Raw genomic sequence first — 16,563 nt, forward strand, 5'->3', positions numbered from 1 at the left:
CGCAAAAGCCCCCGGCGCTGAAGAGGTTCGAGACCTCAATTCACTGCCGGGGGCTTTTGCCCACCACACCCCGAGGCCCACCACAAACCCCGAGATGGGAAGAACCTAACATGCCCAGCCGACTTAATATCAACGGCGGATTCGGAGCCGCCGAGTGAGCATCCTGATCATGTCCGAGGTGTTCACGCACTCGAACACCCGCCTCGCCACGCGGCTCGTTCTGCTCGCGCTGGCGGACGCGGCCAACGACACCCACCGGATGTGCTGGGAGTCCGCCGACACCATCGCGGGCAAGGCCCGTGTGTCCAAGCGGCAGGCGTACGTGTCCCTGGCCGCGCTGGAGAAGGACGGCATCGTCGAGCACGTACCGGAGGACCAGATCCCACTGGAAGCGCTGCGGTACAAGTCCGTGGTCCGGCGCATCAAGCCGGTATCGGAATGGCCCGAGAGTGCAGATTCTGCACCCCCTGAAAGTGCAGATTCTGCACCCCCTGTGTCGAAGTTTTCACCCAACCCCAATAACCAACTAGAAGTTAGAGATATAGAAGAAACTTCGTTTCTTCCACCGCGCCGTTCGGCACGGTCTGATCCCGGCGAAGCCGAGGAGATACCTGCCAGGCCGGGCGGCAAGGGATGGGACGCGGTCCGCGCTCCGCGCCAGGGCGGCCGGAAGAAGACCAAGAAGCAGGCGGCCATCGAGGCGGCTCAGGCGGAACTGGAACTCGACCCGGCGTACGTCGTGGCCCAGGCCCTCGGCGAAGAAGATGCAGGAAGCGTCCAGGACGGCCGTCTCCCGGCCTCGGACGACGACCTGGCCCCTCCGGTCCGGCGACCTCGTGAGAAGCGCTCCCTGCGGCCTTCTGAGGTTCTGGCCTCGTTCTTCGAGAAGCGGGCCTTGGAGGTGGGTCACCCGGTTCCCGGCGCGGTCAACCTCGGAGCCCTCGCCGGGAACTTCGGCCGGTGGATGAAGGAGGGTGTCCGGTACGAGGAGATCACCAAGATGATCATCACCTATTGGTCCGTCTCCTGGAACCGGTCGGAGAACGTGCCGGCCTGGAAGGACTTCCTCGCCGCCCGCGGTCTGCTGACCGAGCGGCTGGGCAAGGCCGAGAACGCGATGGAGAAGCACCGGCACGACGAGGACTACTGGTCCATGTGACCGACCCGAAGGGGCGGGCTGCTACGGCGGTCCGCCCCTTCCCTGTTTGTAAAACGTTCAGCAAACACGTAATCGGTAAGGCGTAACTGTGGTAGCCTCCTGAGCGTTGAACCACCACCACAAGGAGGCCACCTTGGCGACAGACCCCCGGGTCCACGCCCTGCGGATGTCCGAGTACGGGATCCCGAAGCGGCTCCGCGGCCTGCGGCTTAATACCAGCGACGCACCCTGGAAGAGCGAGTGCCAGGAGTGGGTCGACAACCTGCGCGATCATTACGTCACCGACAAGCGGCCCCTGGACCAGTACCCCGAGGACTGGAGCCAGATCGGCAAGGGCCTGCTGTTCCTGGGCCCTCCCGGCACCGGCAAGACCTCCCTGGCCACCGCCACGCTCCTGGAGTGCTACTTCGAGCAGCGCGTCCCGGTGTACTTCCTGGCCTACGCCGACTACGTCTCCATGTCGATCGAGCAGATGAGCCTGTCCGACCGCAAGGAGCCCGAGGCCATCGCCCGGTGGTGGCAGATCGAGGACGCCCTGAACTCCGCCCGCACGGCGCCCGTGCTGCTGCTCGACGACGTCGGCAAGGAGCACCGCACCAAGTCCGGCTACGCAGAGAACGAGCTGGACGTGCTGCTGCGCCTGCGGCACCGCGAGGGGCGCCCCACGCTCATCACCTCCAACGTCCCGCCGAAGGACTGGGGCGTGATCTACCACGAGTCCATGGGCTCCTTCATCCAGGAGTCCTTCCACATGATCAAGATGGTTGGGAGCGACCGCCGTGCAGCGTGAACTGTTGACTTCCCACAACGGGCTTAATACCCGGCTCCGCGAGGCGGAGCGCACCTGATGGAACGGGGCGACATCTCCAACGAGGTCGTCCCCCGCCTGGTCATCGCGTTCGAGGGCATGCTCGGCGTCCTGCCGGAGAAGCCGGAGCGCGTGCACGAGCTGGTCGCCCGCAGGTTCGGGCGCCGGCAGCGCATGGCCAAGCGGACTGTGGACGCGTACGAGATCAACGACGCGCTGGCCCGGGTCATCTGGGACACCGTCTGGCGGTTCCGCTACTCGGTCGACGTCGTCACCTACCTCGGAGACGACGCTGTCGGGCCCCTGGAGGCCCGTCTGGACGCCGAAGGGCTTCCCATCGGCCGGGTGTGGGCCACGACCCCTGAGCGGCTGGCACGACGCCTGCCCTACATGCCGGACGTCGCCGCGATCTTCGACAACGAACACCACCTGATCTACGGCAGCAAGGGCCGTTCCCTGCCCGCTGCCCCCACCACCCTCATAGGAGCGTTGTAGTGGCGGACTTCGAGCGCCTGCTCGTGTCCCGCGTCATCCAGGACAAGGACCTGGCCGACGTCGCGGACGCGGGCATCACCGCGGACTTCTTCGGCGACCCCGACAACAAGGCCGTCTTCAAGGCCATCCTGCGACACAAGGCCACCTACGGCGAGGTCCCCAGCCTCGCCACCATCAAGACCGACTTCCCGACGTACAAGTTCGTCAAGGTCGAGGACAGCATGCAGGTGCTGACCGACCGACTGCGCGAGCAGCACACCCTGGACCTGCTGGAGCAGGGCCTGGCCGACTCGGTCGACGCACACGAAGAGGGCAACGCCAAGGCGGCCATGGAGGCGCTGGCACACACGCTGGCGTCCATCGCCTCGGCGGTGCCCAACTCCCGGGACACCGACCTGACGGAGACCGGGCAGGCACGGCTGGCCCGCTACCTCACGCTCAAGGACCTGCCCGACGGCCTGCGAGGTATCCCGACCGGCTTCCAGACCATCGACCGCGCCACCCAGGGCCTCCAGAAGGAGCAGTTGATCACCTTCGTCGGCCCTCCCAAGGCCGGTAAGTCCACGCTGCTCCTTCTGGCCGCCATGGCCGCGCACCTGTACGGCGTGAAGGTCCTGTTCATCGGCTTCGAAATGAGTAATGAGGAGCAGGAGGAACGTTTCGACGCCATCCGCGCGGGGATTTCCCACGCCCGGCTGAGGAACGGAACGCTCAAGAAGGCCGAGTGGGACAGGCTTGAAAGGGCCCTGCGGGAATTGGAGGCGATGCCCTCGTTCTTCCTGTCGTCGGACTCCATGAATGCGACGACGCTGACTGGTGTCGAGGCGAAGATTGACTCGCTGCGGCCCGAGGTCGTCATTATCGACGGCATCTACATGATGCAGGACGAACTCGGAGAGGCTCAGGGATCTCCGCAGGCGCTCACGAATCTCACCCGTGGGTTCAAGCGCATGGCGAAGAACCGGCAGTTGCCCATTCTCATCTCCACGCAGGTCCTCGAATGGAAGATGAACAAGAAGAAGGGGATCACCTCCGACTCTATCGGTTATTCGTCTTCCTTCGCCCAGGACTCCGACGTGATTCTCGGTGTCGAGTCCACGGAGGACGCGAACATCAACAAGATCAAGGTGGTCCTGGCCCGTAACTGCCCGCCGCTGGAGACCTACTGCCAGTGGGACTGGGAGACCGGCAAGTTCGAGGAACTGAACGAGGACCCGTTCGCCATGGACGAGGTGAACACCGATGGATACGTCGGCGCCTTCTGAGCCCCGCCTGGTGGTCCTCGCCGGGAACTTCCGGGAGTTCCTGTTCTGGTGCCGGGAGAACAAACGAAACCCCCGTGACCGGAACCTTATCTACGCCAGCGAAATGCACCGCCTGCAAGGCCTCGGCCCTATCAGGTGGATCTCATACGGCACCGCCTATATGCGCCGCGACTACTGGGAAATGCGCCAGTACCTGAACTACCTGGAGAGGAGATACCAGTGCCCCGAGCAAAAGCCGGATGGGACGCAATCGGAAACCCCATCCCTGGAAACGTGACCGCGTGCCTGGACACCCTGGAACTCGACTACAAGGTCCAGGGCGACGAAATACACATGCCGTGCCCCATGCATGAGGCGCGCACCGGAAAGAAAGACGCACACCCATCCTTTTCCATAAACTTCGACGAAGGGTATTTCAACTGCTTCTCCTGCGGATACCGCGGGGCCTTCTGGGTCCTCGTCCGCGACGTCCTGGACCTGGACGCGAGCGAGGCCAAGAACTGGGTCAGGAAGCGGGGCGGAGCGGAGCGCGTCCGGAAGTACCTGGAGAAGAAGAAGCAGCGCGCTGAGCAGGTCGACACGACCAAGCAGATCAACGAGGCGTCGCTGGCCCTGTACACCACGCCGCCGCTGAGCGCCTGCGCCGAGCGGTTCTTCCTGCCGGAGGACGCCGAGACGTGCGGGGTGCTGTGGGATCCGGCCCGGGACATGTGGATCATCCCGGTCCGCGACCCCGACACCGGGATGCTGTGGGGCTGGCAGGAGAAGAACGAGCGGTACTTCCGCAACCGGCCGCCGGGCATGGCGAAGTCCAAGACGCTCTTCGGCTTGCACACCTACGACGACGACGTGGCCGTGCTGGTCGAGTCGCCGCTGGACGTGGTCCGGCTGTGGACGTGCGGGATCCGCGGGGGCTTGGCTTCCTACGGCGCCGGAGTCTCCGACGCGCAGATGTCCCTGATCCGCGACCACTTCGACACCGTCATCGTCGCCCTCGACAACGACGACGCCGGAGCGAAGGCCTGCCAGCGCCTGAAGGACGAGTGGACCGGCCGCGGCCTGACCCTCAAGTTCCTCGACTACTCCGTGGCCCCGCACGCCAAGGACCCCGGAGACATGAACGCCGACCAGATCAAGGCCGCCGTCCGCGGCGCCTACTCATCCATCCTCGCCCGTTTCTAGGAGCACACCGTGACGCTTAATACCTGCCCCCGCGAGGGGGACCCCCGATGAAGGCACCCGAGGGCTACGAGCACCTGGGCCAGGAGTTCTGGGACCGCGTCGAGCCGGACCCGGACACCGACTGCCTGATCTACCAGTCCACCGCCACGCGGCCTTACTACCAGGGCAAGTCCCTGCTGACCTTCCTCACTGGAGGGGATGGCAGTCAGAAGCACAGGGCCTGCCGGCGTCGCATGTGTGCCAACCCTGACCACATCCAGTCAGGGCACTTCAACCCCGGCACCCCGTTCGCCAAGAGGCCGCGGACCCGGGGACAGTTCAACCGGCAGTACAGCCAGTGCTAGCCGTCGACTTGCACGCGTACCAGGAGGAGGCGGTAGACCGCGCCGTCGAGCGCGGCTCCCTCCTGATCGCCTACGAGATGGGCCTGGGCAAGACCGTCATCGCCCTGGCCGCCATCGAGGAGCTGCTGGAGAAGGGGGAGGTGGAGACCGCGGTCATCGTGGTGCCGGCGAACCTCAAGTACCAGTGGGCCAAGTCCATCGCCCGCCTCACCGACGTGCCGACCCGTACGGTCACGGTGCGCGAGGACGGGCTGAAGCAGGAGATCACCGTCCCCACGGAGGAGTACTGCGTCCTGATCGACGGCGACGCGAAGAAGCGCGCCGGGCTGTACGCCAAGGTCAAGACGCTCCGGCCGGAGTACGTGATCCTCGGCTACGAGAACGTCGTCAACGACTGGAACTACGTGAGGAGGATCAAGCCGGAGTGCATCGTCCTCGACGAGTGCACGGCCATCAAGACCTTCCGGGCCCAGCGCACGCGGAAGATCAAGAGGCTCACCGCGCCGTACCGCTTCGGCATGACCGGCACCCCGGTGGAGAACGGGAAGCCCGAGGAGCTGTTCTCGATCATGCAGTGGGTCGACGACCAGGTCCTCGGCCGCTTCGACCTGTTCGACAAGTCGTTCATCGTGAGGAACCGCTTCGGTGGTGTCCAGCAGTACAAGAACTTGCCGGTCCTGCACGCCAAGCTGGCCGAGGTGATGGTCAGGAAGACGCGCCTGGACGACGATGTGCGGCCGTACCTGCCCGAGGTACAGGAGTCCATCATCCCGGTCGTGCTGGACCCCAAGACGAAGAAGGCCTACAAGGCCATCTCCGCGGACCTGCTCGCCGAGCTGCGGGCGCTCGGGCCCAACACAGGCAACTTCGACTTGTTCGCCCACTACCACGGAGGAGACACCCCGAACGAGAACAGTCAGCAGGGCAAGATCATGTCTCGCATGCAGGCCCTGGACATGCTGCTGAACCACCCGGACCTGATCGTCATGTCCGGGCAGCAGTATGAGGAGAGCCAGGAGGCACGCTCACGCGGCGCCGAGAAGAAGACCTGGCCCGGCTCGAAGTACGCCTACGAGGTGTGGCAGTCCGGCCTGCTCGACGAGGTCACCACGTCCCCGAAACTGGACGCCGTGGCGGCAGCGATCGAGGACATCCTGGCGGTGCCCGGCAACAAGGTGATCGTCTTCAGCGTCAACCCTGACATGCTCGACCTGATCGGGGACAGGCTGCCGGCGGGATCCTTCGTCACCTACACCGGCCGGATGTCCTCCGCGGCCAAGGCCTACGCCGCCCAGCGATTCGAGGCTGACCCGGACTGCCGGGTGTTCCTGTCCAGTCACGCGGGCGCCTTCGGCACCGACCTGTACATGGCCAACTACCTGATCAACTACGACCTCGCCTGGAGCGCGGGTAAGCAGGACCAGATCAACGCCCGGCACAACCGGGCCAGCAGTCAGTTCCGGGACATCTACATCCTGAACGCCATCACCCAGGGGACCACCGAGCCGCGCAAGCTGTCGATGCTGGCGCACAAGCGGCGGGTCGGCTCGGCCATCACGGACGGGCGCGGGGCGGATGAGAAGGGGCGCATCGAGAACGACGTGCAGACGCTGACTCAGTGCCTGGACGCGGCGTAACTTCCAGGATCCCATGCAGGACGTCGAGTGGTTGTAAAGGGTTTCCCGCGTGTCACTATCAAAGCATGCGAGAAGACCCACTCGACGTCCTGCTCCGTGAGGGGCTGGAGGACGTCATGCACCCCCCGGAGGAGCAGGAGGACTGGGACCTGACCCCCGTCCGCCTGGCTCGTCGCGGTGCCGTCGCCGACCGCTGGTGAACGATGTAAAGCGGTTTCCGTAGATCCGTTGACAAGGGCATATGCCTCTCCGTAGAGTCGACCTCACCAAGCAGGAACCGAACAGAGGATCGAATCGCTACGCAGGGGAGACGCAAGTGACCACCATCGCTGAAGCACTCGGCATCGACTGGACCGCCCGCCTCTCGGACGAGTCCCCCGAGTACCGCCTGACCCACCACGCGCAGAAGCAGGCGCAGGCCAAGGGCTGGACGTCCCAGCAGGTCCTGGACGCCGCCAACCGCCCGCACCACACGTACCCCTCCGGCCGCGTACCTGGCCAGTACCGCCACGTGAAGGGCGACATCGTCGCCATCGTGGACCCCGTACAGCACCGCGTCGTCACCGTCTACCAGGACGTCGAGGAGACCGACCTCCGTCCGGACCAGACCGACCGGGACGCGCAGACCTACGCCAAGCGCCACGCCTCCCTCGGCTGCAAGTAACACCTTCGAAACGCGTAATCGATATGGACTTCTGCAAAGACGTAATGGTAGAGTCGTATCTGCTCAACCGACCTACTACGTAGAAAGAGAGCCCCGCTCTATGGCTACAGTCCCGAGACGAGCAACCCGACGCACCGAGCGCCCCATCTCCCTCGACCAGGCCGCGCCCTGGGAGAAGACCCGGCAGTTCCTGGCCCTGAAGTTCCAGGAGGCCGACATCGTCAGCCGCAAGAACAAGTTGCGCGACGAGGTCTCCGCCCACGTGGACGCCAACGGCGAGACCGACGAGAAGGGCAGCAAGTTCTGGCGCCTGCCGACGCCCATCGAGGTCAACGGCCAGACCTTCACCGAGGTCAAGCGCGAACGCCGCGTCTCCCAGTCCCTCGACGAGGAGAAGACCGACGAACTGGTCACCGCCAAGGGTGTCCGGAACCGCGTCTTCAAGACGGTCGAGATGGAGGTCCTGGACCAGGACGAGTTGTACGTCCTCAACCAGGAGGGCGTCATCTCCGACGACGAACTGGACGGCCTCTGGGTCGAGAACGTGTCCTTCGCTTTCAAGCCCATCCGCGGCTGACAGGAGTCCCACCACATGAGCACCATCGCCAACAGCATCGACCAGGCCTTCGCCGAGATCGGCGAGCAGTTCTACCCCGGCTCGACGCGCCCCTTGGTACGTCACCGGAACCGGCTTAATACCGAGGCCGCCCCGTCGGCGGCCGACCCCAGTGCCTGGGACGCCAAGCCGCGCAAGTACGTGGTCGGTGGCGTGGAGACCGAGTTCTTCACCGTCGGCCAGTTGGCCCAGGCCCTCGGCCGGCAGCCGGTCACGATCCGGAAGTGGGAGCGCGAGGGAGTCATCCCGAAGAGCACCTTCCAGTCCCCGGGCCGTGACGGAGACGTCCGCGGCCGGCGCCGCCTCTACACCCGCGCGCAGGTTGAGGGCATCGTCCGCATCGCGCACGAGGAGGGCGTCCTGGTCTCCCACCAGAAGCCCATCAAGGACACCCAGTTCACCCCCCGGGTGATCGCCCTGTTCGAGCGTCTGGCGGCCGAGCAGTGAGGGTCGTCAAGAGCGCCAAGCATCACGTGTCCATGGGGAACTTCGAGTGGGTGGAGTTCGGCTACGAGGTCGACATCGACTCCGACGACTTCCCCAAGGCGCGGTCCCTTGAGGACCTGGACAAGATCGCCACCGACCAGATCGACAAGGCCCTCGCGGCCGACATCGAAGAGGCCCGGCTGAACACCGCCGAGAAGAACTCCTACATCCACTTGTTCCGACAGGAGTAACCGTGCAGCCTGCTGAGTTCCCCTTCGTGGAAGGCGTCCACTACGAGGTAGCCGAGAACGGCTGCTGGGAGTGGCGGCTGACCCGAACCCCTCGGGGATACGGGCAGGCATGGGACGCACGGGTCAAGAAGACCCGCTACGCGCACCGGATCGCGTGGGAGTACGCCAACGGCAGGTCCCTGGAGCCGAGTGAGGTGGTTCGCCACGACTGCGACAACCCTCCCTGCATCCGCCCCAAGGACCTGCTGGTGGGCACCCAGGCCGACAACCTCCGGGACATGCGCGAGCGAAACCGGCAGGCCCGTGGGGACAACCACGGCCGGGCCAAGCTGACCGACGAGGAGGTCGCTGCCATACGCGCCGAGTACACCGGCGCTCGCGGTGAGAAGACTCGCCTGGCCAAGAAGTACAACGTCCACAAGACACGGATCGGCCAGATCCTCTCTGGCGACCGACCTACTAATCAGGAGAACTGAGTATGCCCCGCACTCTGACCCGCCGCCGTACCGCCCGCGACACCGAGGCCTACTCGCCGGCCGACGAGCCGGAGGAGGAGCACGGCTACGCCGACGAGGAGGATGAGGCCCCCACCCGCGGCTCCCGTCGCGGCGCCCGCCAGTCGCTTAATACCGAGGAGGCCGGCACCTCCTCCCGCCGTTCGCGGCGTCCCTCCCGCGACGAGGACGACGAGGACGACGAGCCCGCGCCGAAGGTCGGCGGAAAGGGCTGGGGCTCCTACGAGAAGACCAAGCAGGCCTCCTCCGGCTTCCCCGACAACTTCAAGGCGACCGGCGAGTCCGTCATCGTCCACTTCCTGGACGACGAACCGTTCCTGGTCTTCCTCCAGCACTGGATCGAGCGCAAGGGCAAGAAGTCCTTCACGTGCCTCGAAAGCAAGTGCCCGCTGTGCGACGACGCCGGGGACAAGCCGTCCCAGCAGGTGTGCTTCAACGTCGTCGACTTCACCGACCCCGAGGACCCGCAGATCAAGGTCTGGCAGGTCGGCCCGATGGTCGCCGACATCCTGAAGAACTACGCCAAGGACAAGAAGACGTCGCCGATCAACCGCGACGACCTGTACTTCTCGGTCCGCAAGGAGACCAAGAACAACAAGACCACCTACTACATCACGCCCGTCAAGGAGCGTGACCTCCTCGACGACTGGGACATCGAGCCCCTGGAGGACGAGGACCTGGAGGAATTCGACTCCAAGGCCTACGACGAGGGCATCCTCCAGGTCACCCGGCGCAGCGAACTCAAGGACATCGTCCGGGAAATCCTGAACGACTAGGCCCCCGCGGGGAGGCTCTGGCGCCAGCTCGGCGCTGGGCCTCCCCCTCAGCTTCCCACCCACCACCACCGGAGCCCGCTGTGCAGATCCGCAACTCCGTCATCCTCACCCCCGACCGACTTAATACCTTGGTCGAGCGCTTCATGGAGCGCCCGGCCTTCGCATTCGACATCGAGACGTTCGGCGCCAACCGAAACGTTCCGACGCAGAACGTCGCCAACTGGATAAGCCTGGCCACCGACGGCGAGGCCTACGCCATCCCGTTCGGCCACCCCAACGGCGACGTCCTGATCAGCAAGGCCACGCGCAAGAAGAACCGGCTTACCGGCAAGTTCGACGCCATCCCGGCCGTCTACGACGCCCCACCGGAGCAGATGCTGCCCTCCGAGGTGTTCAGCATCCTCAAGCCCCTGTTCTTCGCCGAGGACAAGATCAAGATCGCGCACAACGCGACCTTCGACCTGATCTCCACGGCCAAGTACTGGGGTGAGATCTGCCCGCCGGAGTACAGCGACACCATCGTGCTCCAGTGGCTCCTCGACGAAAACATGAAGCAGAAGAGCCTCGACGCCCTGGTCAAGCGCTACTACAAGGTCGACTACAAGGACAACGTCGGTAAGTGCGTCGAGGCCCACCCCTTCTCCAAGGTCGCGCACTACGCGTACATGGACGCGAAGTACACGTGGCTGCTCTGGAAGCGATTCCAGAAGCAGATCCGGGAGCAGAACCTGACCCACGTGCGGCGCCTGGAGGAGGACGTCCTGGGTGTCCTGCTGGACATGGGCATCACCGGGGCGCCGGTCGACGAGGCAGCGATGCGCGAGCTGGTCCAGGACATGCAGGCCCGGCTCGTCGAGATCGAGGGCAGCATCTACCGGGCCGCGGGCAAGCAGTTCAACTTGAACGCCCCGGCGCAGAAGGCCGAGGTGCTGTACGCCCCGAAGAAGGACGGCGGCCAGGGCCTCAAGCCCCTGAAGCCGACCGACGGCGGGAAGAAGAAGCGGGACGCCGGCCAGGAGCTGGAGTGGAAGGACTTCAGCACCGACTCCGACTCCCTGGAGAAGCACCCGAACAACCCCGTCGTCAAGGCGATGCTGGAGTACGCGGAAGTCAGCAAGCTGCTGTCGTACCCGGTGGCCTACCTCGGAGACCCCGAGGACAAGGACAAGCCCTGCCGGATCTTCGACGGCCGGATCCATGCCGACTTCGTCCAGTACGGGACGGTGACTGGACGATTCTCCTGCCGGGAACCCAACCTCCAGAACATCCCCCGGCCGGACACGGAACTGGGTAAGAAGATCCGCGGTCTGTTCATCGCGCCGCCCGGCTACAAGCTGGTCGTCGCGGACTACGGCCAGATCGAACTCGTCGTCCTCGCGCACTTCATCGGCCGCGGTGACCTCTACAAGGGGTTCCACCAGGGAGTCGACCCGCACTCGGCGACGGCCGCCGCGCTGATGGGTGTGGACCCGCAGGAGTTCATGCGGCGGGTCAAGGAGGGCGACCGAACCTGCATCGACTTCCGCCAGGTGGCCAAGGGCATCAACTTCGCCGTCGTGTACGGCGCGGGCCCGGACAAGGTGGCCTCGATGGCTGGCATCTCCGTCAAGGACGCGAAGAAGTTCATGGAGATGCACCAGAAGATGTTCCCGGAGATCTACCGCTTCAAGGAAGAGGTCATACGCGTCTGCCGGTCGCGCCGTCCTCCGCACATCCGGACGCTGCTGGGCCGCAAGCGGCGCCTGCCGCTCATCCTCAGCCAGAACAACGGCCTGCGGATGGGCGCCGAGCGTCAGGCAGTGAACAGCCTCATCCAGGGCAGCGCGGCCGACCTGATCAAACTCGCGATGATCCGGCTGAACAACTCCCTGCCGGACGACATGCGCCTGATCCTCTCCGTGCACGACGAACTCGTGACACTCGCGCCGGAGGACAAGGCCGAGGAATGCGCTGCGCTGGTCCGGGAGGCCATGCTCGGCGAAGGAATCCAGAAACTGCTCAAGGTACCGCTCTCGTCGGACGTGAAAATCGTGGACCGCTGGTCGGAGGCAAAGTAATGGGACTGTTCAGCAGGAAGAACAAGGACGAAGACAACCCGCTCGACGCGCTTAATACCGACGACGACCTCCAGGTCGACATCTACACCCCGCAGATGCTGACCAAGCGCCTGGCCTGGGACATCGTCCCGTGCAGCGAGGTCGAGCGGCTGATCCCCCTCATGGGGCTCACCCCTGACAGCCCCGACGTCTCCGACATGGAGCACAAGGCCAGCCACGACAGGATCGACGCGCTCGCACCCCTGAAGGAAATGCTAGCGCTGTTCATCCCGATAGTTTCTGGCATTACCGCCTCGGCTATGCTGGTTAACTCCGGAAATTCCGTGGACGAGGAAACCGCAGCAGTTCTTCAGCGGCATCATTCCGTAGTCGTCCGCGCCGGAATTGTGGCGATCCTCGCCAATCTCCTCGACATGGGAATCATCAGTTACGCGGATGGAGTGCAGTTCGGTGACGAACTTCTGGGCTAACAAACTGGGGGCGGCCACTCGACCGGCCGCCCCGGCCCCGGCCCCTGCGCCGGTACAGCAGCAGCCGCAGGGCGGAGCCTGGTGGAAGCCGCAGCCGACAGCGGCCTACCCCACCCCGCCCCAGCCCCAGCCCCAGCAGACAGTGCCACTTAATACCGAGGGCCAGGCACCGGCCCGCGCAATGGTGGCCAAGCAGGACACTCACTGCCCTGACTGCGGAGGCTCGAACTACTTCAAGCCGGTGGGCATGCACAACGCCATGTCGCAGTGCTACGAGTGCGGCTACAACCCGCGCTTCCAGCAGTCGACCGCCGGCCTGCCGTCTGGCAGCGGAGGAGACGGACCCGCCACGCCCGCCAAGCAGGTCGCCTCGGGCGGTCTGGGCGGCCGGAGCAACTACAACCCCGGCGCCATCATCCGGCCCGACGGCTCGGTCTAAGCGCCCTCCTCCCTGATCATCACGACTGAACGGAATTACCCCGGTGACCACCCTGCTCACTACTGCCGGTGACCTTGCAGACCCTTACCGTAGTTTCATCGCCAAATCGCGCTACTCCAGGTGGCTCGACGACGAGAACCGGCGCGAGACCTGGACCGAGACCGTCGCGCGCTACGTGACATTCATGCTGGCCCAGTTGAAGGACAAGCACGACTACACCCCCGACCCCCAGGTGGTCGACGAGATCCACGCGGCCATCCTCAACCACGAGGTCATGCCGTCCATGCGCGCCGTCATGACGGCCGGCCCCGCCCTGGACCGCTCGAACATCGCCGGGTTCAACTGCTCGTACCTGCCGCTGAAGGACGCCCGCGCTCTCGACGAGTTGCTGTACATCCTCATGAACGGCACGGGCGTGGGCTACAGCGTCGAGCGCAAGTACACCGACCAGTTGCCCCCGGTGCCGGACGCCCTGCGCCAGACCAAGGACAAAATCGTGGTGCACGACAGCAAGGAGGGGTGGGGAATCGGCTTCCGGCTGCTGCTAGAGGATCTGTGGCAGGGCAAGGTGCCGACGTGGGACCTGTCCAAGGTGCGTCCGGCCGGGGCCCGGCTTAATACCTTCGGAGGTCGAGCCTCCGGTCCTGAGCCGCTGAACGAACTGTTCGAGTTCGTGGTGCAGAAGTTCCACCAGGCCGCCGGTCGTAAGTTCAGGCCGATCGAGGTCCACGACATCGCCTGCAAGATCGCATCCGTGGTGGTCGTGGGTGGCGTGCGCCGGTCCGCGATGATCAGCCTGAGCGACCTGGACGACAAGGAGATGGCCGAGGCCAAGTCGGGGGAATGGTGGGTCGAGCACCCCTACCGCGCCCTCGCCAACAACAGCGCGGTCTACACCGACGGCATGCGGCACGAGGACTTCCGCACCGAGTGGGACTCCCTCGTTGCCTCCGGCAGCGGTGAGCGCGGCATCTTCCACCGCGGGGCGGCGCAGAGGCAGGCCGCACGGTTCGGCAAGCGGGAGTCCGACACCGACTACGGGACCAACCCGTGCTCGGAGATCATCCTCCGGCCGTTCTCTTTCTGTAACTTGTCCGAGGTCGTCGTCCGGGCCGAGGACACCCCCGAGACCCTGACCCGGAAGGTGCGTCTGGCGGCTGTCCTCGGCACGTGGCAGTCGACCCTGACCGACTACCCGTACCTGCGCGACGAGTGGCGCAAGAACGCGGAGGAGGAGCGCCTGCTGGGCGTCTCCCTCACCGGGGTCTACGGCAACCCCTACACCAACGGAAGCAAGGGTATGGGGCTGACGTCGCTCGCCCTGACCGTCCTGCGCTCGGAGGTCGTCGAGGCCAACGCTGCCGAGGCCCGGCGCATCGGTATCGCGGCCTCGGTAGCGACCACCTGCGTCAAGCCGTCCGGCACGGTATCCCAGTTGGTGGACTGCGAGTCCGGCCTGCACCAGAAGCACGCGAAGTTCTACTTCCGGCGGGTGCGGGTGGACAAGAAGGACCCGATCGCGTTCGTACTCATCGACGCCGGCCTGCCGTACGAGGAGGACGCCTACAACAGCGCCGCGTGGGTGTTCACCTTCGCTCAGCGGGCTGCCGAGGGGGCCCTCGTCCGTGAGGACGTGTCGGCCATCGAGCACCTGGAACTGTGGTTGGCCTATCAGCGCGCGTGGTGCGAGCACAAACCGTCGGTGACCATCTCCGTGCGCGAGCACGAGTGGGAGCAGGTCGGCGAGTGGGTGTGGGAGCACCTGGACGAGATCTCCGGCGTCTCCTTCCTGCCGTACTCGGATCACACGTATGTGCAGGCGCCGTACGAGGAGTGCACCGAGGCCGAGTACGAGGCGCTGGCCGCGAAGAACCACCGCGTGGAGTGGTCGGACCTGGCGTTCTACGAGACGTTCGACCAGACGAAGGGCTCCCAGGAACTGGCCTGCTCCGCGGCCGGCGGCTGTGAGGTCGTCGACCTCGTGACCACCTGAAACTCGTTAAAAGATCTTGCTCTGACTAGTTGATACATCGCTGGACCGGTAGTGCGATTCCGATTACGGTATTGCACTACCGGTTCTTTATTACGTCTTCTCGACTACGGGATTGGAACCCACACCACATGCCGCTTAATACCTGCGCGGGTGGCCCCGACAAGGAAGCCCTCGCACTCGTCGCAAAGATCAACAAGGCGCACCCGGGCGCCGTCTGCTTCGCCTCGGAGATGCGCATCCCCAAGCGGTTCACCTCCGGCTCACTGTCCCTGGACATCGCCCTCGGTGGCGGCTGGCCGGGCAACCAGTGGGTCGAGGTCATCGGCCGCGAGTCCCACGGCAAGACCGCCATCGTCTACAAGACCCTCGCCGCCAACCAGAAGAAGGACCCCACCTTCACCTGCCTGTGGATCGCCGCGGAGCACTACGACGTCGACCAGGCCTCCGCCCTCGGCGTCGACAACGAGCGCGTCCTGGTGGTCCCCACCCAGGCCATGGAGTTCGCCTACCAGACCATGCTCGACTTCGCCGAGTCCCGCTCCGTCGACATGATCGTCCTCGACTCCTACCCCGCGTTGATCGCGGACGAGGAGCAGGAGAAGGACATGGACGAGGCCGTCATGGCGCTCGGAGCGAGACTGACGGGCAAGTTTTTTCGCAAGAGCGGGGCGGCCACCAAGCGGTCCATGACGGACGCCGACGACCGCCCGCTGTTGGGGATCGTCATCAATCAGTACCGGGACGCCATCGGCAAGTTCTCACCCCACGGCACACCGACAACCACCCCGGGCGGCAACGCCAAGAACTACGCGTTCTACACCCGCGTCGAGGTCCGGCGCGACGAGTGGATCCAGGAGTCCCGGCCGGGCAAGGGCAAGGTGAACGTCGGCCAGGTCATCAAGGTCAAGACCATCAAGAACAAGTCCGCCGCCCCGCAGCAGACCGCGACGATCGACTTCTACTTCCGCAGCGCCCCCTTCATGAACTTCGCCCGCGGTGACTACGACACCGTCAAGGAGATCATGATCATGGGGATCCTCTTCGACGTCATCCAGCGCAAGGGCGCGTACTTCCAGATCGACAACGGCGAGTACGACGACAAGGGCAAGCCGGTCCTGCGCTGGCAGGGCAAGGACGCCATGCTCGACCACATCCGCCAGGACCTGGACCTCCAAGAGGCCCTGTACGAGAAGATCCTCGTCGCCTCCAAGAAGGTCGACGAGCGGTCCATTTCCGAGGAGGACCTGGAGGCCGCCGAGTCGGCCGGCACCAAGAAGGTCCGGCGCCGTCCCTCTGGAGTCATCGACGACGGTCGGTACGAGCCCGGCACCGACCCGGAGAAGGACGCGAAGATCATGGCCCAGATGAACGCCCAGATGATGGCCGACGGGCTTAATACCGAGGCCGCCTGATGGTGGCCGTGCTCTCCCTCCTCCTGGCTTTCGCGGCCGTCTACATCGTGGTCC

At 65.1% G+C, this 16,563-nt stretch carries 20 protein-coding genes; all 20 read left to right on the forward strand.

Features of this window, described 5'->3' with window-relative positions; translation table 11 throughout:
• Positions 1-169 precede the first annotated feature (169 nt).
• A complete protein-coding gene (locus EV284_RS17180; protein WP_130335054.1) occupies positions 170-1,159 on the forward strand; it encodes a helix-turn-helix domain-containing protein in 990 nt (329 codons plus the stop codon).
• Positions 1,160-1,292: 133 nt separating this feature from the next.
• Positions 1,293-1,949: an ATP-binding protein gene (locus EV284_RS17185; RefSeq protein ID WP_130335056.1), complete on the forward strand. Its 657-nt coding sequence runs from the start codon at positions 1,293-1,295 to the stop codon at positions 1,947-1,949.
• Positions 1,950-2,006: 57 nt separating this feature from the next.
• A complete protein-coding gene (locus tag EV284_RS17190; protein WP_130335058.1) occupies positions 2,007-2,462 on the forward strand; it encodes a hypothetical protein in 456 nt (151 codons plus the stop codon).
• Entirely contained in the window at positions 2,462-3,727 is a 1,266-nt protein-coding gene (locus EV284_RS17195; protein WP_130335060.1) for a DnaB-like helicase C-terminal domain-containing protein, read from the forward strand. Before EV284_RS17190 ends, EV284_RS17195 begins: the two co-directional genes overlap by 1 nt.
• Positions 3,705-4,004 (forward strand): hypothetical protein, encoded by a 300-nt coding sequence (locus EV284_RS17200; RefSeq protein ID WP_130335062.1) that lies wholly within the window; start codon positions 3,705-3,707, stop codon positions 4,002-4,004. The genes EV284_RS17195 and EV284_RS17200 overlap by 23 nt, the downstream gene beginning before the upstream one ends.
• Positions 4,001-4,909 carry a toprim domain-containing protein gene (locus EV284_RS17205; RefSeq protein ID WP_130335064.1) on the forward strand — a complete coding sequence of 303 codons (909 nt, stop codon included), beginning with the start codon at positions 4,001-4,003 and terminating at the stop codon, positions 4,907-4,909. The genes EV284_RS17200 and EV284_RS17205 overlap by 4 nt, the downstream gene beginning before the upstream one ends.
• 47 nt (positions 4,910-4,956) lie before the next feature.
• The gene (locus EV284_RS17210) at positions 4,957-5,253 is read left to right on the forward strand and encodes a hypothetical protein (protein WP_130335066.1); all 297 of its coding nucleotides are present in this window, start codon (positions 4,957-4,959) and stop codon (positions 5,251-5,253) included.
• Between the two features lie 8 nt (positions 5,254-5,261).
• On the forward strand, positions 5,262-6,890 hold the full coding sequence (locus EV284_RS17215) for a DEAD/DEAH box helicase (protein ID WP_165425558.1): 1,629 nt from the start codon (positions 5,262-5,264) through the stop codon (positions 6,888-6,890).
• A 65-nt stretch (positions 6,891-6,955) separates the two neighbouring features.
• Positions 6,956-7,090, forward strand: a complete 135-nt coding sequence (locus EV284_RS33545; protein ID WP_278045834.1) for a hypothetical protein — start codon at positions 6,956-6,958, stop codon at positions 7,088-7,090.
• A gap of 116 nt (positions 7,091-7,206) precedes the next feature.
• Positions 7,207-7,554, forward strand: coding sequence for a hypothetical protein (locus tag EV284_RS17220; RefSeq protein ID WP_130335070.1), 348 nt, complete (start codon positions 7,207-7,209; stop codon positions 7,552-7,554).
• 100 nt (positions 7,555-7,654) lie between these two features.
• The gene (locus EV284_RS17225; RefSeq protein WP_130335072.1) at positions 7,655-8,131 is read left to right on the forward strand and encodes a hypothetical protein; all 477 of its coding nucleotides are present in this window, start codon (positions 7,655-7,657) and stop codon (positions 8,129-8,131) included.
• A gap of 15 nt (positions 8,132-8,146) precedes the next feature.
• Entirely contained in the window at positions 8,147-8,617 is a 471-nt protein-coding gene (locus EV284_RS17230; RefSeq protein WP_130335074.1) for a MerR family transcriptional regulator, read from the forward strand.
• Between the two features lie 32 nt (positions 8,618-8,649).
• Positions 8,650-8,847 carry a hypothetical protein gene (locus EV284_RS17235; RefSeq protein WP_130335076.1) on the forward strand — a complete coding sequence of 66 codons (198 nt, stop codon included), beginning with the start codon at positions 8,650-8,652 and terminating at the stop codon, positions 8,845-8,847.
• Positions 8,848-8,849: 2 nt separating this feature from the next.
• Complete coding sequence (locus tag EV284_RS17240) at positions 8,850-9,323, forward strand: HNH endonuclease signature motif containing protein (RefSeq protein WP_130335078.1); 474 nt, start codon at positions 8,850-8,852, stop codon at positions 9,321-9,323.
• 2 nt (positions 9,324-9,325) lie between these two features.
• Entirely contained in the window at positions 9,326-10,138 is an 813-nt protein-coding gene (locus tag EV284_RS17245; protein ID WP_130335080.1) for a hypothetical protein, read from the forward strand.
• A gap of 80 nt (positions 10,139-10,218) precedes the next feature.
• Complete coding sequence (locus EV284_RS17250; protein ID WP_130335082.1) at positions 10,219-12,195, forward strand: DNA polymerase; 1,977 nt, start codon at positions 10,219-10,221, stop codon at positions 12,193-12,195.
• The gene (locus EV284_RS17255) at positions 12,195-12,665 is read left to right on the forward strand and encodes a hypothetical protein (protein ID WP_130335084.1); all 471 of its coding nucleotides are present in this window, start codon (positions 12,195-12,197) and stop codon (positions 12,663-12,665) included. Before EV284_RS17250 ends, EV284_RS17255 begins: the two co-directional genes overlap by 1 nt.
• Positions 12,646-13,104, forward strand: coding sequence for a hypothetical protein (locus EV284_RS17260; protein WP_130335086.1), 459 nt, complete (start codon positions 12,646-12,648; stop codon positions 13,102-13,104). Before EV284_RS17255 ends, EV284_RS17260 begins: the two co-directional genes overlap by 20 nt.
• Before the next feature lie 43 nt (positions 13,105-13,147).
• Positions 13,148-15,097: a ribonucleoside-triphosphate reductase gene (locus EV284_RS17265; protein WP_130335088.1), complete on the forward strand. Its 1,950-nt coding sequence runs from the start codon at positions 13,148-13,150 to the stop codon at positions 15,095-15,097.
• Between the two features lie 128 nt (positions 15,098-15,225).
• Positions 15,226-16,509, forward strand: coding sequence for a hypothetical protein (locus EV284_RS17270; RefSeq protein WP_130335090.1), 1,284 nt, complete (start codon positions 15,226-15,228; stop codon positions 16,507-16,509).
• Positions 16,510-16,563 lie beyond the last annotated feature (54 nt).

It is taken from the genome of Streptomyces sp. BK022, assembly GCF_004217355.1.
Classification (GTDB): domain Bacteria; phylum Actinomycetota; class Actinomycetes; order Streptomycetales; family Streptomycetaceae; genus Streptomyces; species Streptomyces griseoluteus.